A 24,893-nucleotide genomic window follows, 5' to 3' on the forward strand; every position below is an offset into this window, starting at 1 on the left:
AATTGCTGCCCCAACTGCTCCAGCTCCCCGCTCGAGGCTGCCGTCTGCTCACTGGCCGCACTGGTCTGATCCGAAACATCCCGCACATTGATCACACTTCGGTTGATCTGCTCGGCCACCACGCTCTGTTCCTCACTGGCGGTGGCGATCTGCTGGTTCATGCCCTGAATGCTCGATACCGTGTCGGTGATCTGGCTCAATGCGTGCCCGGCCCTGCGGCTCAGCTCCACGCTTTGTTCGGTCAGGCTCTTGCTGCTGTCCAGCAAGCGGGTCACTTCGTCGGTACCGTTGTGCAGGCTGTCGATCAGTTGGCCGATCTCCTCGGTCGCCGTCGACGTGCGCTGGGCCAGGCCACGCACCTCATCGGCCACCACGGCAAAGCCGCGCCCGGCTTCACCGGCCCGTGCCGCTTCGATCGCTGCGTTCAGCGCCAGCAGGTTGGTCTGTTCGGACACCGACTTGATCACATCGAGGATGCTGCCAATCCGCTGGCTCTCGCCTGCCAGGTGCTGCATGGCCGCCAGACAATGGTCCATCTGTCCGGCCAGTTGTTCGATACGGCCGATGGCTTCGGCGACTACCTGGTCACCCACCTGTGCCTGCTGGTCAGCGTTGGTCGCGGCCAGGGAGGCTTGCTCGGCGTTCTGTGCCACTTCCTGTACGGTGGCGCTCATCTGGTTCATGGCAGTGGCCACCTGGTCGGTTTCCTCGCGCTGCTGATTGATGCGCAGCTTGGTGTCTTCGCTACTGGCCGCCAACTGCGTGGCGGCCTGTGACAGCTGGCCGACACCCTGATCAATGCCGCCGATCAGCTCGCGCAGGCTCAAGGTCATCTCGCGCATGCTGGTTTGCAGCTGGCCCATTTCGTCGCGACGTTGCACGGTGTCGACCTGGCTCAGGTCCCCTTTGGCGATGCGGGCGGCCACAGCCAGCGTCTGGCGCAACGGCTGGGTGATCTGCAAGGTGATCAGCCAAGCCGCCAGAGCCCCTACCACCATTGCCAGTAGCGCCACACTGGTCAGCAGCGACCGGGCGGCCAGGGCCTCACTGTCGCGTTGTTCGACCTTGCGTTTGCCCAGTTCGAGGCTCACTGTTCGCAGCTCATTGCCCATGTTTTCCATGTTGTTCTGCAACTGCTCGACACGTACGGCGGCGCGGCGATACTGATCCAGGCTGGTGCGGTACTTGCTCAGCTCGACACCCGGTTGCTCACTGATGGCGCGTGGCAAGCCCAACGGCGCAAGGCCTTCAAGCAGTTGCGCAAGGCTACTGTCGGCGGCGTCGAGGGCGTTATCACCGACTTTGGCAAAATCCTCGACCGGGACGAAGGTGTAGGCTGGAACCAGGCTTTGCTGGTTGGCACCTTCGACATGCCGGCTGAGGGTGTCCATCAGGCCCAGCACACCACTTTGCTGACTGTCGTCAGGCATTTTCAGCAAGGCCTGGGTCTGCAGTTGGTCAATCGCCTCGCTGAGTGCATGCTCCTGCGACTGCAGGGCTTCGCGCAGGGCTACACGGCTGGCGACGCTGCGCTGCAGTTCGCTGAAGTTGTCGCGCAGGCTCTGCAACAATGCCATTTTTTCTGTCAGCAACTGCCGTGACTCATCGACGTTGCTGCGTTGTTGCAGGGTAGTGAGCATGCTGTTGAGCTGGTCGAGGATATTGCTGATGCGCGCTCTGCTGGCATCGTCGTTGAGCACGCGGTAGGTGATGCGTTCCGCGCGCAGGTCTTTTGTCAGATCGTTGATCAGGCCTATTTCGCTGAGTTGCTGTGAGCGCACGATGGCACCATCCAGGGCACGCCAGCCGCTGATGGTGGTGGCCAGGGTGAGCAGCAGGACCACGGCAAAGCCGAGGGCCAGCTTGGCGGCGACACTGATGTTGCCGAGCTTGCGGTTGAGGGAGCCAAGCATGGGGAATCTCCGAGCGAGTGAGAGAAAGGATGCAGGCGCATGGCTGGCATCACATCTCTGCCCATCGGCAGCGGAGCTGTAGGACTTGACCTGATAATCAGGTAGGAAAGTTCGCCGCGAACAGTAGGATACATATCCTCCTGTGCCGTCCTCTTCGCGGGTGAACCCGCTCCTACAGCGGCCTGTGCATGTGTGTAGGAGCGGGTTTACCCGCGAATACGGTGGTGCCGGCAACGGTGAACGGCGGGTGGAGATTGGCCAGCCGGCTTGGCCCATTAGCGGGTTTACCCGCGAAGAGGCCCGACCGGGCGACCGCTAGTTCAGATCACAGCCTGAACCGCCCAACCAACCCTTGCAAATGGGTACCCAACCGCGCCAGTTCTACGCTGGAGCTGGCCGTCTCCTCACTGGCCGCCGAGGTCTGGTCGGAAATATCACGCACATTCATCACGCTGCGGTTGATTTCTTCGGCCACCGCCGTCTGCTCCTCGGCCGCCGTGGCAATCTGCTGGTTCATCGCCTGGATCGACGACACCGTGCGGGTGATGGTTTCCAGCGAGCTGCCGGCGCGGCGGGTCAGCTCGACGCTGCTGTCGGTCAGTTGGCGGCTGTTGTCCATCACGCTGGCCACCCGTTGGGTGCCGCTTTGCAGGCCGGCAATCAACTCTTCGATCTCTTCGGTCGACTGCTGTGTGCGCTGGGCCAAGCTGCGCACTTCGTCGGCAACCACGGCAAAGCCACGCCCGGCCTCACCGGCGCGGGCGGCTTCGATTGCTGCGTTGAGGGCCAGCAGGTTGGTTTGCTGGGCCACCGATTTGATTACGTCGAGTACGCTGCCGATCTTGTCGCTTTCGGTCTTGAGCAGGTTCATCGCTTCGCTGGAGTTGACCACTTCGCTGGCCAGGCGCTCGATCTGTGCCACTGCCTCGCCCACCACGCGATCGCCCTCGCGGGCCTGCTGGTCGGCCATCAAGGCGGCTTCCGAAGCCTGTTCGGCATTGCGTGCCACTTCGTGCACGGTGGCAGTCATCTGGTTCATCGCAGTCGCCACCTGGTCGGTTTCGACCTTCTGGTTGTTGACCCCGGCGCTGGTCTGTTCTGTCACCGCCGACAGCTCCTCGGCAGCGCTGGCGATCTGCGTGACGCCGTCGCCAATGCCGCCTATCAGTTCACGCAAACCTTGGGTCATGCGATGCATGCTGGCCTGCAATTGGCCCAGTTCGTCGCGGCGTTGCACCTGCAGGCTCTGGGTCAGGTCTCCGCTGGCCACACGCTCTGCGGCGCGCAGTGTTTGGCGCAGCGGGATGATGATTTGCCGGGTAATGGCCCAGGCGGCCAGCAGGCCAAGGGCCAGTGCCAGCACGGTGGCAACCGTGAGCAGTGTTTTGGCCTGCGCGGCAGCGGCATCGCGCACCTCGGTTTGCGAAGCGGTCATCATCTGGCTGGCCTGCAGCAGTACCGTGCCTTGTTCAACCATGCGTTGCAGCGCTTGCTCGCTGGCGAGCTGGGCATTGCCGAACTGGGTCACCGCATCGCGGTAGCCGCCCATGGCCGTGGCGGCATCATCCAGGCTGGCAGCATGTTCGGCTGGCACTTTGGCCGGCAGGGCGCGTAGTTCGGCCAAGGCCTGGTCGATGGCCTTCAGTGCCGTTTGCTGGTAATCGGCATTGCCGCTGTAGGTGTAGCCACGCACCTGGAAACGCGCTTGTTGCAGCAGGGCGCTGACGTCCACCGCGTGCTGGTACTGATTGATGTCAGCGCCTTGCAGCAGGCTACGCTGTACGCGGCCTATCAAATCCACGGCCTTATCGGCGCTGCTACCCAGTACATCACGGCTGGCTTCGCGGCGTTGGTCGGCCTGCTTCAGCTCGTTGAATGCCTGCTGGTAGATGCGCACTGCCTCGCGTTGCTGTTCGAGGCGTTGGCGATCGGCGGGTTGTTCGATCTGGCCAAGCATCAGCTGCACCTGGCGGTCGAGGTTGCTCAGGGCTTTTTCCAGTTCTGCCAGCGAAGCGTCGTCGCGGCGGCGATCGTACTGCTGGCGGGCGATGCGCAATTCCTGGGTGTATTGCTGGATGACCGAGATGTTTCCCAGTTTGTCGCCACGGTCGATGATGCTGTCCATGCCGTGCCAGCCGGTCAGGGTAATCGCCAAGGTCAACAGAAGCACCAGGCCGAAACCCAGCCCCAGTTTGCGATTGACGCTCACATTGCCCAGCGATTGGGCTAACCATTGATACATGTTCGACTCCCCGGCGGCTTGGCAGCACAAATAATTGTATTGTTGCCAAGGCCATCGGCCCGGGAGGGGGAAACTTGATGGGCGAAGAAGGGGTGTTTGTGTCAGAAAATACGCGAAAGGAGCGCGGTGACGGCGGTCTCCACCCGCAAGATGCGATCACCCAGCTGTACCGGCGCCAGGCCTGCCTTGCCCAGCAGGTCGACCTCGTAGGGGATCCAGCCACCCTCAGGGCCGATGGCCAGGGTAACGGCTTGTTCTACGGCGCGCGGACAGGCTGGGTAAGGGCCGGGGTGGCCGACCAGGCCTAGGGTGCCGGCGGCGATGGTGGGCAGGCGGTCTTCGACAAAAGGCTTGAAGCGCTTTTCGATGATCACCTCGGGCAGCACGGTGTCACGCGCCTGTTCCAGGCCCAGGATCAGGTTCTCGCGAATGGTGTCGGGCTGCAGAAAGGGCGTTTGCCAGAAGCTTTTCTCGACCTTGTAGCTGTTCAGCAGGATCAGCCGCGGCACGCCCAGCGTGGCCGCGGTCTGGAACAGCCGTCGCAGCATTTTGGGGCGAGGCACCGCCAGCACCAGGGTCAGCGGCAGCTTGGCCGGTGGCTGCTGGTCGAAGGCCACTTCAAGTTCGGCTTCGTGCTTTTCCAGGCGCAGCACCGTGGCCTTGCCCATCAGGCCGTTGATACGGCCCACGCGCAGGTTGTCGCCCACTGCCACGCGGTGGATTTCCTGCATATGGGTGAAGCGCCGATCAGCAAGAACGACGCGGTTGGCCGAGACGAAGTCGGCCTCTTCAAGAAGCAACAGGTTCACGGTTGGGTCGCTGGTGGCTGGTCGTTATGGTCGTCGGCGGTTTCGTCGTGGGCGCTGCGCTTGCGGATCAGGCTGCCGCACAGCACGCCGATCTCGAACAGCAGCCACATGGGCACGGCCAGCAGGGTCTGGGAGAAGATGTCCGGTGGGGTGAGGACCATGCCGACCACGAAGCAGCCGATGATCACATACGGGCGGACTTTCTTCAGATACTTCACGTCGACCACGCCGATCCACACCAGCAGCACCACCGCCACTGGGATTTCGAAGGCCACGCCAAAGGCGAAGAACAGCGTCATCACGAAGTCGAGGTAGCTTGCGATGTCGGTCATCATCGAAACGCCTTCTGGCGTGGCGCTGGCGAAGAAACCGAAGATCAGCGGGAATACCAGGAAATAGGCGAATGCCATGCCGGCATAGAACAGGAAGATGCTCGACACCAACAGTGGAATGGCGATGCGCTTTTCATGGCGGTACAGCCCTGGCGCGATAAAACCCCAGATCTGCTGAAGGATGAACGGGATGGCCAGGAACAGCGAGACGATCATGGTCAGCTTGAACGGCGTGAGGAACGGCGAGGCCACATCGGTGGCGATCATCGTTGCATTGGCCGGCAAGTGCTCGCGCAGTGGCGCGGAAACCAGTGTGTAGATCTGCTGGGCGAAGGAGAACAGCCCGGCAAAGATCAGGAAAATGACGGCAACGCAGCGCAGCAGGCGGGTGCGCAGTTCGGTCAGGTGCGAAACCAGCGGCATTGGCTGGTCGTGTTCCGGATTCTCGCTCATGGGGCTCGCGGCGGTTGAGGCGGTTGAGGCGGTTCAGACGGTGCGGCCGGGGCAGCGGGTGCTTCGACCGGCCTGGCTTCGAGCCCGGCAGGTGGCTGCACGCTGGCCGTGGTGACCGTCGGCTGCGCGGGTGGGGTCATTGGGTTGAGGATACGCTTGGCTTCCTCTTCCATCTGCAGGATGTGCTCGTTATGCAGTTGGCGGCGGATGTCGTCGGCGCCTATTTCGCGCTCCACTTCCATCTTGATGCTGTTGAAGCTGCGTTTGAGCCGGCCGATCCACAGCCCTGCCGTGCGCGCGGCACCCGGCAGGCGCTCGGGGCCGAGCACCAGCAGGGCGACCAGGCCGACGAGCAGCAGCTCGCTGAAACTCATGCCGAACATGGGTCAGTCTTTCCGCTGCGGCTCTTGGACCGGGTGGGCCTGGCCTTCGATGGTGTGGCCTTGCTGCGGCTGCGCGGTGTTTTGCACCGGTGGCACAGGCTGCGCAGGCGGCGGAGTCTGATCGGCCGGCTTGGTCTCTTCTTCGTTCATGGCCTTGCGGAAGCCCTTGATCGACTCGCCCAGGTCGCTGCCGAAGTTCTTCAGCTTCTTGGTGCCGAACACCAGGACCACGACGACCAGCAGGACGATCCAGTGTTTCCAGTCAAAGATACCCATTTCGTACTCCTGAAAATTGTGTGTACAGCATATCGATGTGGCAACCCGGCGCCTGTGGGAGCGGGCGTCCCCGATAAAACATCAGGCAGATGGCTGGCGAGCGGCCTTTTCATCATGCCCGGAAAGCCCGAAGCGGCGTTCCAGTTCATCCAGCACGGCTTGCGGATGCTGGCCCAGCGCGCTGAGCATCACCAGGCTATGAAACCACAGGTCGGCGGTTTCGTAGATGACATCGCTGTAATCCTTGCTGATCTGGGCATCCTTGGCCGCAATGATCGTTTCGACCGACTCTTCGCCGAGCTTTTCAAGGATCTTGTTCAGGCCCTTGTGGTACAGGCTGGCCACGTAGGAGCTGTCAGGCGCCGCTTGCTTGCGTTCTTCAAGCACTTCGGCCAGGCGGTTGAGGGTGTCGCTCATGTCAGTGTCCTGCGCTGTAGATGGCATCCGGGTCCTTCAGGACCGGGTCGACGATTTTCCACTGGCCGTCTTCAAAGACGCGGTAGAAGCAGCTTTCACGACCGGTATGGCAGGCGATATGGCCCAGTTGCTCGACCATCAGGATGATCACGTCGGCGTCACAGTCCAGGCGCAACTCATGCAGTTTTTGCACATGCCCGGACTCCTCGCCTTTACGCCACAGCTTGCCACGCGAACGCGACCAGTAGATGGCACGCTGCTCGGCGGCGGTCAGGGCCAGCGATTCACGGTTCATCCAGGCCATCATCAGCACGCGTCCGGTCTTGTGGTCCTGGGCGATCGCCGGTACCAGGCCATCGCTGTTCCACTTGATCTCGTCTAGCCAGTCTTTCATCGTCGACTCCAAAGCGGGCCCGCTCCTGTGCCGGGCCCTTTGCGCTAGTGTGCCAGCCACAGGCGCGGCTGGCTATTGGCGCACGATCAGGTAAAGGCCCGCAGCCAGCATCAACCAGGCTGGCCAGGCGGCCGGGGCGGCCAGGCTGGCGGTTTCGGCAGCGCCTGCGGCCAAGACTGCGCCACCGCCAAGCAGGCCGGCACCCAGCAGGCGCAGCGCCCAGCGGTCGCCCTGGCGGCGCCGTTCCGGCAATTGTGGATCGTGCAGGTGAGGCTGCGACAGGCGTTCGAGCAGGTCGCGGGTCATGCCGGCCAGGTGCGGCAGTTGCTCTACCTGGCTGTGCAGGTTGCCGAACACGGCCTTGGGGCTATAGCGGTCGCGCATCCAGCGTTCGAGGTACGGCTTGGCGGTGCTCCACAGGTCCAGCTCGGGGTACAGCTGACGGCCCAGGCCTTCGATGTTGAGCAGGGTTTTCTGCAGCAATACCAGCTGTGGCTGCACTTCCATGTTGAAGCGCCGTGCAGTCTGGAACAGGCGCATCAGCACCTGGCCGAAGGAAATATCTTTTAACGGTTTCTCGAAGATCGGCTCGCACACGGTGCGAATCGCTGCTTCGAACTCGTTGACCTTGGTGTTTGCCGGCACCCAGCCCGAGTCGATGTGCAACTGGGCGACGCGGCGGTAGTCACGCTTGAAGAACGCAAACAGGTTGCGCGCCAGGTAGTCCTGGTCCTCGGCGGTGAGGCTGCCGACGATGCCGCAGTCGATGGCAATGTACTGCGGGCTCCACGGTTTGACCGTGCTGACGAAGATGTTGCCGGGGTGCATGTCGGCATGGAAGAAGCTGTCGCGGAACACCTGGGTGAAGAACACTTCCACGCCGCGCTCGGCCAGCAGCTTCATGTCGGTGCGCTGGTCGGCCAAGGTGGCCATGTCGGTCACCGGTACGCCGTAGATGCGCTCCATCACCAGCACCTTGGGGCGGCACAGGTCCCAGTACACCTGGGGCACGTACATCAGCTCGGAGTCTTCGAAGTTGCGCCGCAGCTGGCTGGCGTTGGCAGCCTCGCGCAGCAGGTCGAGCTCGTCGTAGATGGTTTTTTCGTAGTCGCCGACGATTTCCACCGGGTGCAGGCGACGGGCATCCGCCGAGGCGCGTTCGGCGGCCTTGGCGATCAGGAACAGCCAGGCCAGGTCCTGGGCGATGACCGGCTTCAGGCCCGGGCGCACCACCTTGACCACCACCTCTTCGCCGGTTTTCAGGCGTGCGGCGTGCACCTGGGCCACCGAGGCCGAGGCCAGAGGCTCGACGTCGAAGCGGTTGAACACCTCGCCGACCTTCGCACCGAGCTGTTCCTCGATCAAGGCCACGGCTTGTTTCGGGTCGAACGGTGGCACACGGTCCTGCAACAGCATCAGCTCGTCGGCGATGTCGGGGGGCAGCAGGTCGCGGCGGGTGGACAGCAACTGGCCGAACTTGATGAAGATCGGCCCCAGGTCTTGCAGTGCCAGGCGCAGGCGCGCGCCACGGCTGAGTTCGGTGGGCTTGCGTGGCAGCCAGCGCCACGGCATCAACAGGCGCAGGCTGGCCAGCCACCAGGGCAGCAAGGGCTGGTCGAACAGCAGGTCATCGAGGCGGTAGCGGATCACCACACGTTGGATGCGAAAAAGACGTCGGACGGCGAGCAGCTTCATGCGTTATCGCTGGTATCAAGGGATCGGGAGAGGCGCCTGAGGCGCGCTTCGAGGCGTTCTGTATCAAGCTTCAAGGCATCGAGCTCGCTGAAGGCGGCTTCGGCCTCGCGCTTGCCGACCAGGGTACGGGATTCTTCGGCCAGGTATTCGGACAGGTTCTGGCTGAACCGTGCCAGGCCTTGGCGAGTCCAGCGAGCGCGCAGGCGGATATGGCCGGCCAGCATTGCCGTGGCGACCGGGCCAAGCCAGCGTTGCAGCTCGTGCTCCCAGTCCAGCTCCAGGTCCTGCAGCACACCGAACAGGTCGAGCAGTACGGCGCTGTCGCCGTGCAGTTCGACCTGCGGGCTGTGCAGCACGGCGGTCTTGTCCTTGGCCAGGGCCAGTTGCGCCAGGCTACCGGCGGGGGCGCGCAGGCTGCAATCGACCTCACCCTGCCAATGGGCGGCGAGCATCAGGCCCTCCTCATCGGGCAGGATGAACACCTGCAGGGCCGGTTGGCGGCAGTCGATCTCGATGACCTTGCCTTCCAGCGCGGCCAGCCGCGGCAGGGCCGTGCTGTCCAGGCGCAGGACGCGGTTCAGGCCATGTTCGACGCTGGCGAGCAGCCCGGCCAGCAACATCAGGGCTTGATCCCCCGGTGCACGGCAACGATGCCGCTGGTCATGTTGTGGTAGGTGACGCGGTCGAAACCGGCCTCGACCATCATGCTCTTCAGGGTTTCCTGGTCCGGGTGCATGCGGATCGACTCGGCGAGGTAACGGTAGCTCTCGGCGTCATTGGTGATCAGCTTGCCAGCCAGCGGCATGAAGGCGAACGAGTAGGCGTCGTAGGCCTTGGACATCAGCTTGTTGGTCGGCTTGGAGAACTCCAGGATCAACAGGCGGCCACCGGGCTTGAGCACGCGCAGCATCGAACGGATGGCGGCGTCCTTGTGGGTGACGTTGCGCAGGCCGAAAGCGATGGTCACGCAGTCGAAGTGGTTGTCCGGGAACGGCAGCTTTTCAGCGTCGGCCTGGACGAACTCGATGTTGCCGGCCACGCCACGGTCAAGCAGGCGGTCACGGCCAACCTTGAGCATCGAATCGTTGATGTCGGCCAGCACCACCTGCCCGGTCGGCCCGACAAGACGCGAGAACTTGGCCGCCAGGTCACCGGTACCGCCGGCGATGTCCAGCACGCGGTTGCCGCTGCGCACGCCCGACAGCTCGATGGTAAAGCGCTTCCACAGGCGGTGCATGCCGCCGGAAAGCACGTCGTTCATCAGGTCGTACTTGGCTGCTACCGAGTGGAACACTTCGGCGACTTTTTTCGCCTTCTGGCTTTCAGGCACGTCCTGGTAGCCGAAATGGGTGGTGGGTTCGGCGTGGTCGCCTTTGCGCTGGTCGTTCATATCGCTTCACCGGAAAAAATTACCGCCATTCTAGGGCGAACGGGCGGATTTGTCTTGGCGGGGTGTGCCAGTGGGCAGGGGCGGGCATAATGCGCATTATGTCTACATCTTCAGGAACGCCCGCATGACCCAGATCAGCGTCGAACGCAAACACTCCCTCGGCCGTGATGCCGCCCGCGCCAAGGCCGAAGCGCTGGTCGACAAGCTCAGCCGTGAGTACGACCTCAAGGCCACCTGGAACGGTGACCGCGTGGACGTTGCGCGCAGTGGCGCCAATGGCAGTGTGCACATTGGCGACGACAGCATCCGTGTCGAATTGAAGCTGGGCATGATGCTGTCGATGATGAGCGGCACCATCAAGGGTGAGATCGAGCGGGCGCTGGACAAGGCCCTGGCCTGAGCCAGAGCCGCTCTCAGATTACTGCGGCGCGTCCGCCGGAAAGGGAATGATGCCAATCACCTGCTCCAGGCGCAGATCGCCGCGGTAGATCGCGATGCGCTCGTGTGCGTCTGCGGCCTGCTCGAGCATGGCCTTTCGGCCCCTTACGCCTGCATCCCAGAATTTGAGGTGGCCCTTGACGAAGTCATGCCCCCTCGCTTCGAGGCTGGGGTAGTGAAAATGCGCCTCCCACAGTACCCGCTGTGGCGCTTGCACATTGCGAATCTCGTAGACGTCGAGGTAATCATTGGCGTGACGTAGCTGCCGGCGAATCACGGTCTGCCTGATCCGAATCCGCTTCTGCTCAGCCAGGAAGCGAAGGGCCTTGCCGTCGGGATGGCGGGTGTTCAGATACGCGTCGGTGAGCAGCCGAAGCCTTTCGTGATGGACGCGGTCTACCGCTGCCCGAAGGAGATCGACCAGGCTGGAGTCCAGTGGATTGTTCAGCTCGGTCAGTTGTTGCTGCACTTCGCGCATGTCACCTGCCGGCCATTCCAGAAAGTCGGCCAGGCTGTTGGGCTCATCGGCATAGTGCGCGGCGAAGGCAATTTTCCCATCCACCTCTGCCAGCAGGCGGCTTGCGCGCTGGCGCAGCTGTGCCCGGTCGTGCTGGGCCGGCCGCGCTTGCTCAGGTACGGCATGCCACACCCCGTCGCGTTGCGCGAAACTGCCTGCAGGCTCCTGGTTGAATGCACTGCGCTGGATGGCCCGATTGCCCATTTGGTCGATTTCCACCAGCAGCGGTCGACCTCGGTCAACACGGATGACCCGGCGCCTGATCGTTGCGGGGCGATGGTAGGGCGCTGGCGAGGGGGGACTGATGCCGCTGTCGAGGTTGGTCAGGGTCGCGCTCAGTTGCTGCTCCGTGATCTGGGTAATGCTGGACAGTTCGCGTATGTATTCGTCCAGCACGTCAGCGACCAGCGCAGGCGAGTCCAGTGTCCTCATGTATTGGGCGCGATCCAGCACAGTACGGTATTTCTGAAGGATATCCTCAAGCAGTTCGGCTTTGACCTGGGCCGTCTCTTCGGTGGCTGCCAGCCCGTCGTGGCTCCAAACCGTACGGCTGAATTCGATGCCGCTGAGCGGCGCGCGCATCGCAAGCAAATGCTCGGCCGTGTCCGCAGAGAGCCGGGTCTTGTCCACGGCGAGGTAGGCCAGGTCACTGAGCAGCTGGGCCCGAATGACCAGTGTCGAATACGTCCTGCGTCGAATGGTCTGGGCGAGTTTCGTGGCTTTATTGGGAAAATCGATCTTGGGGTCCTGCAGTGCTTCCGCGAGGGTCCGGTCCAGCCGCTGGCTGACGACAAGCAGGCGGCGGCTGGCCTGGCTAGAATTGCGTACCCGTTCGCGATAATCGAGGTATTGCTGTATCTGCTCGGCAGTCTCTGGAACGCGGGGCAGCCCGATGGACTGTGCGCTCAGTGCCTGGTGGTCGACCTGCTCCAGCAAGCGGCGGCACAACAGCATGTCGTTTTCGATGGCTGCACCGTACCAATTGCCGTATCGGCGTCGGTTCGGGGCTCGGGTGTCGAATTTGCTGAACCGTGGTTCGGCCATCTCCTTGAATACTTCGATATTCCCGTGCAGCAGCGTGCTCTGCCGTTCCAGGTACAGCGCGGATGCCCTGATTTCCGGTAAGTGGCGTAGGCGCTGGGCTTTGAGTGCCTGCACCTGAAGCTGCAAGGCTGGCGGCGGTGTAGCGCGCTCATGTGCAGGTAATGCATCGATAGCCAGGCTGTATTCCAGCGCGAGGTCGTCATAAGCCTGCAGTTGTACTTGGCTGCGCTCCATCAGTGGTGCCATCTGATTCAGCGCTTGTTGGTTAGCCGTGGCGGTTGCGCTCAACGTGTCGAACCGCTGGCGGTTTTCCGCGTTGATGGATTGCCTGTTCCTTGGCATGCCGCCAAAGAGGGTCAGATTCAAAGTCCATTGGCCATGCCAGCGCGTCAACCAGGGGCCTTTCTGGCGTTCACGACCCACGATATGGTAGCCGTCCGGGGCGCCATTCCATTGGGACACCCATTCGCTGCTGCTCGGCTCTGGGCCGATGATCTGCATGCCGTTCCAGGTCTCGATGACCTCATAGACGTCATCGCCCAGCTTGACGTAGTAACGGCCGGCGATATTGAACAACCCACGCAAACGGCCCTTTGTCAGTGGCGCGTGCCCTTCCAGCGACTGCGAGGCTTGCAACTGGGCCATTGCCTGGCGTTCCTGTACCGACAGGTTGCTCAGGCGCTGCTCGTCATGCCAGCTTTCTACACGAACGCGCGTGGGCTGCGGCGCCTCGACGGGGGCCTGCCACGGTTTCTCCTGTGGCTGCTCGAGCGCTGGGGGCGGGGATTCTTCCTTCGGCGCAGGGCCTGAAAAACGCAACGTAGTGGCCGCTTCGCTGTTGGCAGGTGGCGTTGCGGGGCGATGCGCAAGGAGCAAGGCCAGGTTGGTGAGAAGGTCTATGGCGGCGACGATCTTATCGTCACCGCTGCGCTTGATCAGCGCCTCCACGTCTTCCTTGGCCGCCGACAGCGCCACGACCAGCCATAGCAGGGTGGTCATCGGGCCATGCCAAAGCTGGGTGACGGTATTGAAGATCGCCCAGGCAGCCTCCTTCACCAAAGCCCGCACTTCCTGGGCATTTGAGACGCTGTTGCTGGCTGAGGCCAATAACATGGTGTCGATGCGGGCGTTGAACAGGTGGGTGTCCAGATCATCCGTCCAGGCTTGGAACGAGGCCTGAACCGGGCGTCTTAGGCGTTGCAAGAGACCGTCCAGCAGCTCGACCGGCACATTGAGCAGGTGCGTCAGTTTGGTAATGTTCGGGTGCAGGTGCGGGTGCTTGAAGCCGTCGTTCTGGTAAATCGGACGCGCGGCATCGTCGAGCCAGGCCAATACGCTCTCTTGCAGTTCGCCCCTGCTGCGGATTGCGTCCATCAGCAGTTCGAGGGTCGGAAATTCCTGCAACGTTCTGTCGGCATAGAAGGGGCGGTACAAGACCCAGCTGCCGCTTGCCGGTATTTCGATGATGAACATCCCGTGCACCACATCGCTTGCCGAAGCGCCAGGCGCGCAAAGGAACGCCAGGGGGGCGACGCGCAGAAGGTCCGCGCGATTGTCCATGCCCTGGCAGAAGCTGAGCATTGCCTGGCTTGCCGTTTCGCCAAGCTGTCGCTCGATCTTGGCCTTCAGGGTGCTGAACCGAAGGGCGTAACGCCACTCCCTGGCATGTTGCCTGATTCGTTCGGACCTGCGCGGTTCGGTTCTGACTTGATCTTGCAGGTAAGTGGGGTAGTGACCGCCGATATCGACCTGATGAATCAGCGCCCTGATCTGCTCGATGCTTAGCCAGTCCTTCACGGGCGAGCCATCCTCGAAACTGATACCGGTCATCACCTCGCCAGCCTCAAGGCGCAGCCGGGAGATCGCCAGGTCGGTCAGGGGCTCCGTGCGCAAGAACAGTGACTGCCCTTGTGTGCCGGTGCCGATGATGGCCTGGGAAATGCGGATGTGCACCTTGTTCGGGTCTAGTACCGCCTTGTCTGGGTAGCGGGTCTGCAGGGTCTCACGCAAGCGGCGAGCGGCGTAATCACGGATATCCTCGACATCGCCCAGCGATGTGCAGCCCTTCGACCGACCTTGGTTCGCCGCCAGATCGAGCAGTGCAGTGTGATAGGCGTAGCGGTCCTCAGCGCTGGCATTGAGCAGCCATCGCGGTGGGCTGACAGCGGGTGCAGTTCGTTCCTGCGAAGGCAGGTCGAAGAAGTAAGCTGACGGGTCGCTCACCTGGCGCAGTTGTCGCTCCAGCTCGTCGACGGTTGCCACGCCACCAATACGCAGGCGCCCGATGTCGTCAAGGATATCGTTCAGCAGCTGCCTGGCCTGGAAGGCGAAAGGGCGTCCGATCACCGGTGTGTGCGCCCAGGACAACGCTTTGAAGCGATAGCGTTGCGCTAGCTGCCGTTGCAGCGCGGTGGCAAAGCTGGGCAGGTCGACATGACGGTGAACCGAACCGCAGGGCTTGCATTGCAGAACCAGGTTGCGGTTGCCACTTGTGGTGATGAGCAATAGATCCGGTAGGGTAACGGTGTGTGCCCCGCCATCCGTTTCGAGCGTGACTTGTATCGCCTCGACAGCCAGGCTCTCGAATACCCCGTCGAGCAGTGCGTACATTGCAGCTTTTTCATCATCTGCCAGGCCTTGGCCAGGGAGGTTCTCGAGCAATGCGGCCTTGATGGTGTGTTCCAGCCAGAGCATGCGCGAGACTTGGCTGTCTTCGTCGAGCCCGTTCCAGAAGCCGATCTGGGCTTGCTGGAAGGCGGGTATCAACGCACCAAGCACTGTATCGAAGTCATCGTTGAGCTTCGTCAGGTCAGGGATGATTTCGGGTTGGCGGAGGTTGTCCGGGCCTTGCTGCTGAATTTGAAACACATGGGGTGGGCTGATGCTCAGCTTGTCTGCGGCGCTTAGTTGCACACGTTCCTTGGCCAGAAAATGCCTGAGAAGCTCGTCCGGCAGCCCGCTCTGACGTGGGAGATCACCTGTGCTGGCCGGTGCATGCAGGATGACGAAAGGATCGAGCGATGTGATGTGAGGGTGGTTGCGGTGCAACCATGGATACCGGTCGCTGAAAGTCTGGAATGCTTCTTTTGATAAAACGTCCCGCAGGCTGGGTCGTTTGGAGAAACAGGCTGCCACGCTTTGCTTGAACGTCAGCCTGGGTGGGTTTGCTACAGCAGTCATGGCGTCGATGTCCGTGAGGTGAAGCCTGCGACGCTAGCGCTATGGTCAACGGGGCTTGCGGTATATAGATGCGACAACGACGACCTTAGGGTGAGGTTTCTAATTTTCTTCCCTACCTTAATGCTCAAGCCCAGCCTCCATGGGCGGTTTTCCACCACTCATGAGCATGAGGTACACAGCATGGCCAAAGTGATTGTGAAGAAAAAAGACGAAGCCCTGGGCACGCTTGGCGAGGTGCGCGGCTATGCGCGCAAGATCTGGCTGGCCGGTATCGGCGCCTACGCCCGCGTGGGTCAGGAAGGTTCTGACTACTTCAAGGAGCTGGTCAGGGCGGGGGAAAGTGTCGAGACGCGCGGCAAGAAGCGCATCGACAAAGAGCTCGATGCCGCCAACCACCAGCTTGACGAAGTCGGTGAAGAAGTGAGCCGCGTACGCGGCAAGGTAGAAATTCAACTCGACAAGATCGAAAAAGCTTTCGACGCACGGGTCGGTCGCGCCTTGAATCGCCTGGGTATTCCGTCTAAACATGACGTTGAGGCGTTGTCGATCAAGCTTGAACAGTTGCATGAGCTGCTTGAGCGCGTCGCGCACAAACCATAAGGAGAGCAGGATGGCTGGCAAGAAGAACACCGAAAAAGAAGGCAGCTCCTGGGTCGGCGGGATCGAGAAATACTCCCGCAAGATCTGGCTGGCGGGGCTGGGTATCTATTCGAAGATCGACCAGGACGGCCCGAAGCTGTTCGACTCGCTGGTGAAGGATGGCGAGAAGGCCGAGAAGCAGGCGAAAAAGACGGCTGAAGATGTTGCCGAGACTGCCAAGTCTTCGACCACTTCGCGGGTGTCAGGCGTGAAGGACCGTGCGCTGGGCAAGTGGAGCGAACTTGAAGAAGCCTTCGACAAGCGCCTTAACAGCGCCATCTCGCGCCTTGGCGTGCCGAGCCGCAACGAGATCAAGGCACTGCACCAGCAGGTGGACAGCCTGACCAAGCAGATCGAGAAGCTGACCGGTGCTTCGGTTACGCCGATTTCGTCGCGCGCTGCAGCAACCAAGCCGGCTGCAAGCAAGGCTGCGGCCAAGCCACTGGCCAAGGCAGCAGCCAAGCCTGCGGCGAAAACGGCGGCGGCCAAACCTGCTGGCAAAACCGCAGCGGCCAAACCCGCAGCCAAAACCGCAGCGGAAAAACCTGCAGCTAAGCCAGCAGCCAAGCCTGCAGCGGCCAAACCTGCGGCAGCCAAGAAACCTGCGGTGAAGAAAGCTCCAGCCAAACCGGCAGCGGCCAAACCAGCAGCACCAGCTGCCAGCGCTGCGCCTGCAGCGACCACAGCACCGGCAACTGCCGCCACCCCGGCCAGCAGCACGCCATCGGCACCGACTGGCACCGGTACCCTGATCTGATACTGCGTCGCTTTCTTCGCGGGCTCGCCCGCTCCCACAGGTACAGCGCAGATCCGAACATCAGCGCAGACCCTGTGGGAGCGGGCATGCCCGCGAAGGCCCCACCACGGATCTGCTCGGCCTACCCCTCCAGGTACTTCACTGCCAGCTGCTCCGCCGCCGCCCGGGCCTGGGCCTGCAGATGCGGCGCCACCAGCATCATCACCTGATACACCACGATCCCCACATCCCCCTCGCGCCCCAGCACACGCTGGTAATCCAGCGAGAACATCAGCGTCAGTGTGATCTGCTCAACCAGTTGCCCCAGCGCCTGGGTATCACTCTCTACCAGCCCCTGGCTCTTGAGGCTGGCCAACAGCGCCGCCAGCGTGCGTTTGATTGCATTGATCAGGCTGCGCATGCCTCGGGCGAGTTTGGGCAGGCGCCCGGTCAGGTTGGACAGGTCCTGGAACAGGAAGCGGTACTGAGCCATGCGCTCGACGATCAAGTGCAGAAACAGCCAGTAATCCTCTGCGTCCAGCCGCACCTCCAGCGGTGGGTCCAGCAACGGCATCAACGCTTCTTCAAAACGCTCGAACAAGCCCAGTACCAAGGGCTCCTTGCCATGGAAGTGGTAGTACAGGTTGCCTGGGCTGATGCCGAGTTCGTTGGCAATTTCCAGAGTGGATACGTTGGGTTCGCCCTGCTGGTTGAACAACTGCAGGGCGCATTCAAGGATACGGTCGCGGGTTTTCATCCAGTCAGCAGCTCATCGGGTCAGCACGTAGGTGCCTGGCGCGGGGCCCAGCGGTGGATAAGTGGCGTTGCCCAGTTCAGTGCGTGGTGCCTTGAGCAGGCCGGAGCGGGCGGTGATCCACTCCAGCCACAATGGCCACCAGCTGCCTTCGCTGCGCTTGGCGTCGTGGAACCAGGCGCGTGGGTCGCTGCTCAGCTTGGGGTTGGCCAGGTAGTAGGCCTTCGGGTTGCCTGGCGGGTTGATGATGCTCTGGATATGCCCGCTGTTGGCCAGCACGAAGCGCCGCTCGCCACCCAGCAGCAAGGCCGAGCGGTACACCGCGTCCCATGGTGTGATGTGGTCGTTGCTGCCGGCCACGGTAAAGCTGTCGATATTGACCTGCTGCAGGTCGATCGGCGTCCCGCACACCTCCAGCCCGGACGCATAGGTCAACGGGTTGAGCTTGAAAAACTCCAGCAGGTCGCCATGCAGCGCGGCGGGCAGGCGCGTGCTGTCGGCATTCCAGTACAGGATGTCGAACGCCGGCGGTGTCTTGCCGAGCAGGTAGTTGTTGACCCAGTAGTTCCAGATCAGGTCGTTGGGCCGCATCCAGGCGAAGATCCGCGCCACTTCGCCACCGTCCAGCACGCCACGCTGATAGGAGCGTCGCTTGGCCGCTTCGATGGTCTGCTCATCGGCGAACAGGCTGGCCGGGCTTTCGAACTTGCTGTCCAGCAAGCTGACCAGATACGTGGCACTGCGCACCCGGCGCAATTGCTTCTTGGCTTGCAGATGGCCTTGCAGTGCGGCCATGGTCAGGCCGCCGGCACAGGCACCCATCAGGTTGGGGTCGCGGTTGCCGCTGATACTGCGGCAGGCATTGAGCGCTTCCTCCAGGGCTTGCACATAGCTGGAAAGGCCCCATTCACGGTGGCGTGGGTCGGGGTTGCGCCAGCTGACCATGAACACCTGCAAGCCGCTTTTGAGCATGTACTGGACGAAGCTGTTGGTAGTACTGAGGTCGAAGATGTAGAACTTGTTGATCTGAGGCGGCACGACCAGCAGTGGGCGTGCGTGCTGCTTTTCGCTCATCGGCGAGTACTGGATCAGCTCCAGCAGCTCGTTGCGAAATACCACTGCGCCAGGGGTTGCGGCCAGGTTGACTCCCACTTCGAAGGCGCGCTCGTCCACCTGGCGCGGCAGCCCATCGTTGTGACGCAGGTCGTCGAGCAGGTGGGCCACGCCGCGCACCAGGCTCTGGCCGCCGGTGTTGAACAGCTCTTTGACCGCCAGCGGATTGAGCAGTGAGTTGCTGGGCGCCAGCGCATCGTTGATCAGGTTGAACAGGAAGTGGGCGCGGGCTCGATCATCGTCGTTCAAATGGCTTTCATCGATCCACTGGCGTGTCTGCTTCTGCCAGGCCAGATAGGCCTGCAGGCCGCGGCGGTAGAACGGGTTCTGGCTCCAGGTCGGGTCACTGAAGCGTGCGTCACGCGGGTTCGGCTGGTAGGGCGTGTCCCCCAGCATCACCCGCCCCAACTGCCCGCCAAGCGCCAGCAGATGATGCGCGGTATGCAGCGGGTGGCGCAGGCCGTGACGGCCGACGTTACGCAGCGTGGAAAGCAGGTCGCGGCCGCGAAGGCCGAGGATCGCGTTCTGCACGTTCATGCCGGTGGCGGGGAGCGTTCTCGATCCTTTGGCCGGTTTGTCTGTCATGGCAACACTCCCTCGTCTGATCCATTTCCCTGTCAGGCCGCAGCTGTTTCACCCCCCCGAGGCCGGACGGGGATGCATGACCGCACGCTGACGTTCTTCCTGCAGGAACTTCATGATGATCGGGGCGACGGCTTCGGCACGGGTGATCAGGAACAGATGTCCGTCGTCGATAATGTGTAGCTGGGCATTGGGAATCCGCCAGGCCAGCAGGCGCATGTTGATCAGCGGGATCAACGGGTCGTCGTCGCCGGCCAGTACCAGGGTGGGCTGCCGGATCTTGTGCAGCCAGTGGATGCTGGTCCAGCCCAGCCCGGCGAACAGCTGCCAGTAGTAGCCCAGCTTGCCGCCGGAGCGCACCTTGGCGGCATGGTGCATGGCCAGGTCGGGGTCACGTCGGAAGCCGCCGCCATAGATCATCGGCGCAATGCGGATGACATGCGATGGCTGCACGTAACGCCGGGGGCTGGCCATCATCCACAGCACCTTGGGCTTGCCTGGCACCATTACCGCACCGGCAGCGGTGGCGGCCAGCACCAGCTTCTTGCAGCGCTCGGGGTAATCGTGAGCAAACTGCTGGGCCAGGGCGCCGCCCCAGGACACGCCGATGACGTTGACCTGGCCGTAGTCGAGGTAGTCGAGCATCCGCGCGGTCAGCTTGGCCAACCCAGGGAAGCGGTACGGGTTGCGTGGCGTAGACGAGCCGCCGACCCCGGGCACATCGAAGGCGATGACTTCCAGGTCCGGGTCAAGTGCATCGATGAACGGGAACACCAGCTCGAGGTTGGCGCCGATGCCGTTGAAGATCAGCAACGGCGTCAGGTGCGGCTTGCCGGGGCGAACAGCGGTGCGGATGGACTGGTTGTCCAGCTCGACGGTCCTGAAAATATAGGGTTGCGGCATGCACGTGACTCTTGGGTGAAGTAAACACCGTGGCGCCGTGCAGGCCGCCACGGCGCTGTAACTCAACGCTCGTGAACGTAGGTGCCTGGGGAGGCTTCGCCGGCGGCATAGGTACGGTTGCCCAGGCGGGTCGGTGCCTTTTTCAGCGCGCCGGCACGCTCGCCCAGCCAACTCTGCCAGTGCAACCACCAGGAGTCTGCATGCTTGATGGCATTTTCCTGCCAGGCCACCGGGTCACCCGGGCGATCGGCACCGGTCATGAAACGTGCCTTCGGGTTACCCGGCGGGTTGAGGATGCTCTGGATATGCCCGCTGTTGGACAGTACGAATTCGATCTTGCCGCCGAACAGATGTGCCGAGCGGTAGCATGACGGCCATGGGGTGATGTGGTCGTTGGTGCCGGCGAGGCTGTAGATGTCGCATTTGACCTGTTTCAGGTCGATCGCGGTGCCGCACACTTCCAGGGCGTCGGGGCGGGTCAGCGGGTTGCTCTTGAACATTTCGATCAGGTCGCCGTGGAAGGCGGCCGGCAGGCGTGTGGTGTCGTTGTTCCAGAACAGGATGTCGAACACGGGGGGCTCATTGCCGAGCAGGTAGTTGTTTACCCAGTAGTTCCAGATCAGGTCGTTGGGGCGCATCCAGGCGAACACCTTGGCCATTTCGCTGCCTTCCAGCACGCCCGCCTGATAGGAGTGGCGCTTGGCGGCCTCCAGGGTCTGCTCGTCGACAAACAATGCAACCTGGTTGTCCATGGTGGTGTCCAGCACGCTGACCAGCAGGGTCAGGGCGTTGACCTTGTTCTCGCCAATGGCGGCATAGTGGCCCACCAGTGCGGTACAGGTGATGCCACCGGAGCAGGCGCCGAGCATGTTCAGGTCCTTGCTGCCGGTAATCGACAACACCGCGTCGACGGCTTCTTTCAGCGCATCAATGTAGGTGGACAGGCCCCATTCGCGCTGGGCCTTGGTCGGGTTGCGCCAGCTGATGATGAAGGTCTGCTGCTGCGAGCGCAGGCAGAAGCGCGCCAGGCTCTTTTCCGGGCTGAGGTCGAACACGTAGAACTTGTTGATCTGCGGTGGCACCACCAGCAGCGGACGGGCATGCACCTGCTCGGTGATGGGGCTGTACTGGATCAGTTCCAGCACATCGTTGCGGTACACCACCGCGCCTTCGCTGGTGCCCAGGTTCTTGCCCACTTCGAAGGCATCCATGTTCACCTGGCTGGGCATGCCGCCGTTGTTGACCATGTCCTTGGCCAGGTTGGACAGGCCATCGAGCAGGCTCTTGCCGCCGGTTTCGAAGAAGCGTTTGACCGCAGCCGGGTTGGACAGGGTATTGGTCGGCGCCATGGCCTCGGTCATCAGGTTGATGACGAACTGGCCGCGGCTGATGTCCTGGGGGGACAGGTCGCTGCTGCTCACCCAGTCCTGCAGCTCCTTGCGCCAGGCCAGGTAGGTTTGCAGGTAGCGGCGGTACAGCGGGTTGTTGCTCCAGGCCGGGTCATTGAAGCGACGGTCGTCGCTGTCCGGGGCCAGGCTGGATTTGCCCAGCAACACGTTCTTCAGCTCCAGGCCAAAGTGAGCCACATGCTTGGCGCTGTGCAGCGGTTGGCGCACGGCCTGGCGCAGCACGGTGCGTGCCGAGCTAAACAGGTCCTTGCGGCGGATGCCGATGACCGGGTTCAGCCCCAGGGTGTTTTCCGAGGCCTGCCGCTGCAGCTCATCGTTGTTCTTGTTACTCATCTACGACGCTCCGTTGTCCTGAGACGAGTACCGGTTGCTGTGGCGGGTGCACAGCCCTGAGCCCGGTACTGCTACTCGGGTGACCAGTGATAAGGAACAGCGGTGCTGCGTGGGTTCTGCCGACCTGCAAAGTCATGCAGGGAACTTGCCACACCCATTGGTTACCCGACTTTCGTGTAATGCGCAAGACAGCCCTTCACTGGGCTGTCTGCAAGTCATTCAAACAGATGAATTTAGAAAATGCGCTCTAAACCCCGCAGGCCTTGCGCTAGAGCATGAGCTTGACCACAGATTCGGCTGGGTCGCGGGATTTGCCGGCCTTGTGCAACTCGTCGAGGTATTCCGCCCACAGTTGTTCCTGGCGCAGGCACAGTTGCTCAAGGTATTCCCAAGTGAACAAGCCGCTGTCATGGCCGTCGTCGAAGGTCAGTTTCAGTGCATATTGGCCGGCAGGTTCCAGGCCACTGAGGCCGACGTTGATCTTGCCGAACTGCAGGATGGGGTTGCCGTGGCCCTGGACCTCGGCGGAGGGGGAGTGCACGCGCAGGAATTCGGCGGGCAGGTGGTAGACCTCGCCGGGCGCGTAGGTGAGGCTGAGGGTCTTGGAGGCTTTGTGCAGGTTGATGGCGGTAGGCAGGCGGGCCATGGGCAGAATCTCTCGGGAGCTGATGAAGCACAGCTTCCAGCTTATGGGGGAGGGATTCAAGGGCCTCTTCGCGGGCAAGCCCGCCCCCGTACGGATCACCACAGGCCCAAGGGTTGTGGTGGCGCGTGCAGGAGCGGGCTTGCCCGCGAAACTGTCGAAACCGGTCTTACAGAATGTAACGCGACAGGTCTTCGTTCTGTGCCAGCTCACCCAGGTGGCTGTTCACATACGCCGCGTCGATCTGGATCGGCGCTTCGTCATGGGTGCTGGCCAGGTCGCCCGCACTGAACGACACTTCTTCGAGCAAACGCTCGAGCAGGGTGTGCAGGCGGCGGGCACCGATGTTTTCGGTCTTCTCGTTGACCTGGTAGGCAATCTCGGCCAGGCGCTTGATGCCGTCGGCGAGGAACTCGATGTTCAGGCCTTCGGTCTTCAGCAATGCCTGGTACTGCTCGGTCAGCGACGCGTGCGGCTCCTGCAGGATGCGCTCGAAGTCTTCCGGGGTCAGTGCCTTCAGCTCGACACGAATCGGCAGACGGCCTTGCAGCTCGGGCACCAGGTCGCTCGGCTTGCTCAGGTGGAATGCACCCGAGGCAATGAACAGAATGTGGTCGGTCTTGACCATGCCCAGCTTGGTGTTGACGGTGCAGCCTTCGATCAGCGGCAGCAGGTCGCGCTGTACGCCTTCACGGGACACGTCGGCGCCGCCAACGTTGCCACGCTTGGCAACCTTGTCGATTTCGTCGATGAACACGATACCGTGCTGTTCGACTGCTTCCAGGGCCTTGGCCTTGAGCTCTTCCTCGTTGACCAGGCGGCTCGCTTCTTCATCGCGAACCATCTTCAGCGCTTCTTTCACCTTCAGCTTGCGCGCTTTGCGCTTGCCCTTGCCCATGTTGGCAAACAGGCTCTGCAGCTGGTTGGTCATTTCTTCCATGCCAGGCGGCGCAGCAATTTCGACACCGACGGCATCGGCCACTTCGATCTCGATTTCCTTGTCGTCCAGCTGGCCTTCGCGCAGGCGCTTGCGGAACAGCTGGCGGGTGTTGGAGTCGCTGCTGGTCTGTGCGGCTTCTTCGCTGAAGCTGGTGACGCGTGCCTGGGGCAGCAGGGCGTCGAGGATGCGGTCTTCGGCGGCGTCTTCGGCGCGGTGGCGCACGCGGATGATTTCCTGCTCGCGCAGCATCTTCAGCGCGGCATCGGCCAGGTCACGGATGATCGACTCGACGTCGCGGCCCACGTAGCCCACTTCGGTGAACTTGGTGGCCTCGACCTTGAGGAACGGCGCGTTGGCCAGTTTGGCCAGCCGGCGGGCGATTTCGGTCTTGCCGACGCCGGTAGGGCCGATCATCAGGATGTTCTTGGGGGTGACTTCGGCACGCAGCTCGGCAGGGAGCTGCATGCGCCGCCAGCGGTTGCGCAGGGCAATGGCCACGGCGCGCTTGGCGTCGTCCTGGCCGATGATGTGGCGGTTGAGTTCGTGGACGATCTCGCGGGGGGTCATGGACATGATCAATACGGTCCTTGGGCAGGTGAGTCAGCGTGGAAAAGCCCCTTCACCGGGAAGGGGCGCCAGAACAGCTGAATCAGTCGGCCAGGTCCTGCTCCTCGATGGTCAGGTTGTGGTTGGTGAACACGCAGATGTCGCCGGCGATGTTCAGGGCGGTCTCGGCGATTTCGCGGGCCGAGAGGTCGGTCTTGTTCAGCAGGGCACGGGCTGCGGCCTGGGCATAGGCGCCGCCGGACCCCATGGCGATCAGGCCATCTTCGGGTTCGACCACGTCACCGTTGCCGGTGATGATCAGGGATGCATCCTTGTTGGCCACGGCCAGCATGGCTTCCAGGCGGCTCAGGGAGCGGTCGGTACGCCATTCCTTGGCCAGCTCGACGGCGGCGCGTACCAGGTGACCCTGGTGTTTTTCCAGCTGACCTTCAAAGCGCTCGAACAGGGTGAAGGCGTCGGCAGTGGCGCCGGCGAAGCCCGCGATGACCTGGCCGTGGTACAGGCGGCGCACCTTCTTGGCGTTGCCTTTCATCACGGTGTTGCCGAGGGATACCTGGCCGTCGCCGCCCATGACGACTTTGCCGTTACGGCGGACAGAAACGATTGTGGTCAAGGGGAGAGTCTCCACGCAGCGGGGCGAAAGTGCCTGATGCAGACTCATATGGGGGTGGGGGGAAGGATTTCAACCGGGGGGGATGAATGGTCGCGCTTGGCGGGGGGACTATGTGAAGGCATTCGCGGGCACGCCCGCTCCCACAGGGTTACCACATGCCTTGGAATTGTGGTGATCC

General features: G+C 62.4%; 22 protein-coding genes and 1 pseudogene. 3 read left to right on the plus strand and 20 right to left on the minus strand.

All coding sequences use genetic code 11. The annotated features are described in order from the left end of the window. From V7787_RS45740 to ubiE, 12 genes and pseudogenes are all read right to left on the minus strand, one after another. Window positions 1-1,913: methyl-accepting chemotaxis protein (locus V7787_RS45740; RefSeq protein WP_336094356.1), on the minus strand; the 1,913-nt coding region annotated here is incomplete at its 3' end. A gap of 325 nt (window positions 1,914-2,238) precedes the next feature. Further along, window positions 2,239-3,111, minus strand: a complete 873-nt coding sequence (locus V7787_RS53260; protein WP_370688723.1) for a methyl-accepting chemotaxis protein — start codon at window positions 3,109-3,111, stop codon at window positions 2,239-2,241. Next, window positions 3,094-4,155: pseudogene (locus tag V7787_RS53265) on the minus strand (methyl-accepting chemotaxis protein); the annotation flags it as partial. The pseudogene V7787_RS53265 and the gene V7787_RS53260, both read right to left, overlap by 18 nt. 101 nt (window positions 4,156-4,256) lie before the next feature. Next, window positions 4,257-4,964 (minus strand): 16S rRNA (uracil(1498)-N(3))-methyltransferase, encoded by a 708-nt coding sequence (locus V7787_RS45750; RefSeq protein WP_064491843.1) that lies wholly within the window; start codon window positions 4,962-4,964, stop codon window positions 4,257-4,259. Continuing rightward, entirely contained in the window at window positions 4,961-5,749 is a 789-nt protein-coding gene (gene tatC, locus V7787_RS45755) for a twin-arginine translocase subunit TatC (protein WP_010955577.1), read from the minus strand. The genes V7787_RS45750 and tatC overlap by 4 nt, the downstream gene beginning before the upstream one ends. Continuing rightward, window positions 5,746-6,132 (minus strand): Sec-independent protein translocase protein TatB, encoded by a 387-nt coding sequence (gene tatB / locus V7787_RS45760; RefSeq protein ID WP_336094357.1) that lies wholly within the window; start codon window positions 6,130-6,132, stop codon window positions 5,746-5,748. Before tatB ends, tatC begins: the two co-directional genes overlap by 4 nt. Before the next feature lie 3 nt (window positions 6,133-6,135). After that, the gene (locus V7787_RS45765; protein ID WP_336094358.1) at window positions 6,136-6,408 is read right to left on the minus strand and encodes a twin-arginine translocase TatA/TatE family subunit; all 273 of its coding nucleotides are present in this window, start codon (window positions 6,406-6,408) and stop codon (window positions 6,136-6,138) included. Between the two features lie 81 nt (window positions 6,409-6,489). Next, a complete protein-coding gene (locus V7787_RS45770) occupies window positions 6,490-6,825 on the minus strand; it encodes a phosphoribosyl-ATP diphosphatase (protein WP_003249283.1) in 336 nt (111 codons plus the stop codon). A 1-nt stretch (window position 6,826) separates the two neighbouring features. Further along, window positions 6,827-7,219 carry a phosphoribosyl-AMP cyclohydrolase gene (gene hisI, locus V7787_RS45775; protein ID WP_064490835.1) on the minus strand — a complete coding sequence of 131 codons (393 nt, stop codon included), beginning with the start codon at window positions 7,217-7,219 and terminating at the stop codon, window positions 6,827-6,829. Between the two features lie 72 nt (window positions 7,220-7,291). Beyond that, on the minus strand, window positions 7,292-8,914 hold the full coding sequence (ubiB, locus tag V7787_RS45780; protein WP_198748272.1) for a ubiquinone biosynthesis regulatory protein kinase UbiB: 1,623 nt from the start codon (window positions 8,912-8,914) through the stop codon (window positions 7,292-7,294). After that, the gene (locus V7787_RS45785) at window positions 8,911-9,534 is read right to left on the minus strand and encodes a ubiquinone biosynthesis accessory factor UbiJ (RefSeq protein WP_104886966.1); all 624 of its coding nucleotides are present in this window, start codon (window positions 9,532-9,534) and stop codon (window positions 8,911-8,913) included. Before V7787_RS45785 ends, ubiB begins: the two co-directional genes overlap by 4 nt. Then, window positions 9,534-10,304, minus strand: coding sequence for a bifunctional demethylmenaquinone methyltransferase/2-methoxy-6-polyprenyl-1,4-benzoquinol methylase UbiE (gene ubiE, locus V7787_RS45790; protein ID WP_004576729.1), 771 nt, complete (start codon window positions 10,302-10,304; stop codon window positions 9,534-9,536). The genes V7787_RS45785 and ubiE overlap by 1 nt, the downstream gene beginning before the upstream one ends. Before the next feature lie 124 nt (window positions 10,305-10,428). Here ubiE and V7787_RS45795 point away from each other — a divergent pair, with 124 nt between their 5' ends. After that, on the plus strand, window positions 10,429-10,704 hold the full coding sequence (locus V7787_RS45795; RefSeq protein ID WP_003249289.1) for a polyhydroxyalkanoic acid system family protein: 276 nt from the start codon (window positions 10,429-10,431) through the stop codon (window positions 10,702-10,704). Window positions 10,705-10,722: 18 nt separating this feature from the next. Here V7787_RS45795 and V7787_RS45800 read toward each other — a convergent pair whose 3' ends face one another. Next, window positions 10,723-15,483 (minus strand): hypothetical protein, encoded by a 4,761-nt coding sequence (locus V7787_RS45800; RefSeq protein WP_336094364.1) that lies wholly within the window; start codon window positions 15,481-15,483, stop codon window positions 10,723-10,725. Window positions 15,484-15,663: 180 nt separating this feature from the next. Here V7787_RS45800 and V7787_RS45805 point away from each other — a divergent pair, with 180 nt between their 5' ends. Beyond that, entirely contained in the window at window positions 15,664-16,083 is a 420-nt protein-coding gene (locus tag V7787_RS45805) for a phasin family protein (protein WP_020191651.1), read from the plus strand. A 10-nt stretch (window positions 16,084-16,093) separates the two neighbouring features. Further along, window positions 16,094-16,879: a phasin family protein gene (locus V7787_RS45810; protein ID WP_010955570.1), complete on the plus strand. Its 786-nt coding sequence runs from the start codon at window positions 16,094-16,096 to the stop codon at window positions 16,877-16,879. Between the two features lie 121 nt (window positions 16,880-17,000). Here the strand turns inward: V7787_RS45810 and V7787_RS45815 are convergent, their stop codons facing one another. The 7 genes from V7787_RS45815 to hslV all read right to left on the minus strand — a co-directional run bounded on the left by V7787_RS45815 (window position 17,001) and on the right by hslV (window position 24,715). Next, a complete protein-coding gene (locus tag V7787_RS45815) occupies window positions 17,001-17,615 on the minus strand; it encodes a TetR/AcrR family transcriptional regulator (RefSeq protein ID WP_010955569.1) in 615 nt (204 codons plus the stop codon). Between the two features lie 12 nt (window positions 17,616-17,627). Further along, on the minus strand, window positions 17,628-19,310 hold the full coding sequence (gene phaC, locus V7787_RS45820) for a class II poly(R)-hydroxyalkanoic acid synthase (protein ID WP_336094369.1): 1,683 nt from the start codon (window positions 19,308-19,310) through the stop codon (window positions 17,628-17,630). A gap of 48 nt (window positions 19,311-19,358) precedes the next feature. Further along, window positions 19,359-20,210: a poly(3-hydroxyalkanoate) depolymerase gene (gene phaZ, locus V7787_RS45825; protein WP_010955567.1), complete on the minus strand. Its 852-nt coding sequence runs from the start codon at window positions 20,208-20,210 to the stop codon at window positions 19,359-19,361. A 62-nt stretch (window positions 20,211-20,272) separates the two neighbouring features. Further along, window positions 20,273-21,952 (minus strand): class II poly(R)-hydroxyalkanoic acid synthase, encoded by a 1,680-nt coding sequence (gene phaC, locus V7787_RS45830; RefSeq protein WP_020191647.1) that lies wholly within the window; start codon window positions 21,950-21,952, stop codon window positions 20,273-20,275. 268 nt (window positions 21,953-22,220) lie between these two features. Further along, window positions 22,221-22,598, minus strand: a complete 378-nt coding sequence (locus tag V7787_RS45835; RefSeq protein ID WP_003249306.1) for a gamma-butyrobetaine hydroxylase-like domain-containing protein — start codon at window positions 22,596-22,598, stop codon at window positions 22,221-22,223. Window positions 22,599-22,764: 166 nt separating this feature from the next. Then, window positions 22,765-24,108, minus strand: coding sequence for an ATP-dependent protease ATPase subunit HslU (hslU, locus tag V7787_RS45840; protein ID WP_003249308.1), 1,344 nt, complete (start codon window positions 24,106-24,108; stop codon window positions 22,765-22,767). A 76-nt stretch (window positions 24,109-24,184) separates the two neighbouring features. Beyond that, window positions 24,185-24,715, minus strand: a complete 531-nt coding sequence (gene hslV, locus V7787_RS45845) for an ATP-dependent protease subunit HslV (RefSeq protein WP_003249309.1) — start codon at window positions 24,713-24,715, stop codon at window positions 24,185-24,187. Window positions 24,716-24,893 lie beyond the last annotated feature (178 nt).

This window comes from Pseudomonas sp. CGJS7, from assembly GCF_036961695.1.

Coding starts and splice junctions, on each gene's coding strand:
- V7787_RS53260 (WP_370688723.1), bottom strand. CDS start 3,111: ATGCATCGCATGACCCAAGGTTTGCGTGAACTGATAGGCGGCATTGGC.
- tatC (WP_010955577.1), bottom strand. CDS start 5,749: ATGAGCGAGAATCCGGAACACGACCAGCCAATGCCGCTGGTTTCGCAC.
- tatB (WP_336094357.1), bottom strand. CDS start 6,132: ATGTTCGGCATGAGTTTCAGCGAGCTGCTGCTCGTCGGCCTGGTCGCC.
- V7787_RS45765 (WP_336094358.1), bottom strand. CDS start 6,408: ATGGGTATCTTTGACTGGAAACACTGGATCGTCCTGCTGGTCGTCGTG.
- V7787_RS45770 (WP_003249283.1), bottom strand. CDS start 6,825: ATGAGCGACACCCTCAACCGCCTGGCCGAAGTGCTTGAAGAACGCAAG.
- hisI (WP_064490835.1), bottom strand. CDS start 7,219: ATGAAAGACTGGCTAGACGAGATCAAGTGGAACAGCGATGGCCTGGTA.
- ubiB (WP_198748272.1), bottom strand. CDS start 8,914: ATGAAGCTGCTCGCCGTCCGACGTCTTTTTCGCATCCAACGTGTGGTG.
- V7787_RS45785 (WP_104886966.1), bottom strand. CDS start 9,534: ATGTTGCTGGCCGGGCTGCTCGCCAGCGTCGAACATGGCCTGAACCGC.
- ubiE (WP_004576729.1), bottom strand. CDS start 10,304: ATGAACGACCAGCGCAAAGGCGACCACGCCGAACCCACCACCCATTTC.
- V7787_RS45795 (WP_003249289.1), top strand. CDS start 10,429: ATGACCCAGATCAGCGTCGAACGCAAACACTCCCTCGGCCGTGATGCC.
- V7787_RS45800 (WP_336094364.1), bottom strand. CDS start 15,483: ATGACTGCTGTAGCAAACCCACCCAGGCTGACGTTCAAGCAAAGCGTG.
- V7787_RS45805 (WP_020191651.1), top strand. CDS start 15,664: ATGGCCAAAGTGATTGTGAAGAAAAAAGACGAAGCCCTGGGCACGCTT.
- V7787_RS45810 (WP_010955570.1), top strand. CDS start 16,094: ATGGCTGGCAAGAAGAACACCGAAAAAGAAGGCAGCTCCTGGGTCGGC.
- V7787_RS45815 (WP_010955569.1), bottom strand. CDS start 17,615: ATGAAAACCCGCGACCGTATCCTTGAATGCGCCCTGCAGTTGTTCAAC.
- phaC (WP_336094369.1), bottom strand. CDS start 19,310: ATGACAGACAAACCGGCCAAAGGATCGAGAACGCTCCCCGCCACCGGC.
- phaZ (WP_010955567.1), bottom strand. CDS start 20,210: ATGCCGCAACCCTATATTTTCAGGACCGTCGAGCTGGACAACCAGTCC.
- phaC (WP_020191647.1), bottom strand. CDS start 21,952: ATGAGTAACAAGAACAACGATGAGCTGCAGCGGCAGGCCTCGGAAAAC.
- V7787_RS45835 (WP_003249306.1), bottom strand. CDS start 22,598: ATGGCCCGCCTGCCTACCGCCATCAACCTGCACAAAGCCTCCAAGACC.
- hslU (WP_003249308.1), bottom strand. CDS start 24,108: ATGTCCATGACCCCCCGCGAGATCGTCCACGAACTCAACCGCCACATC.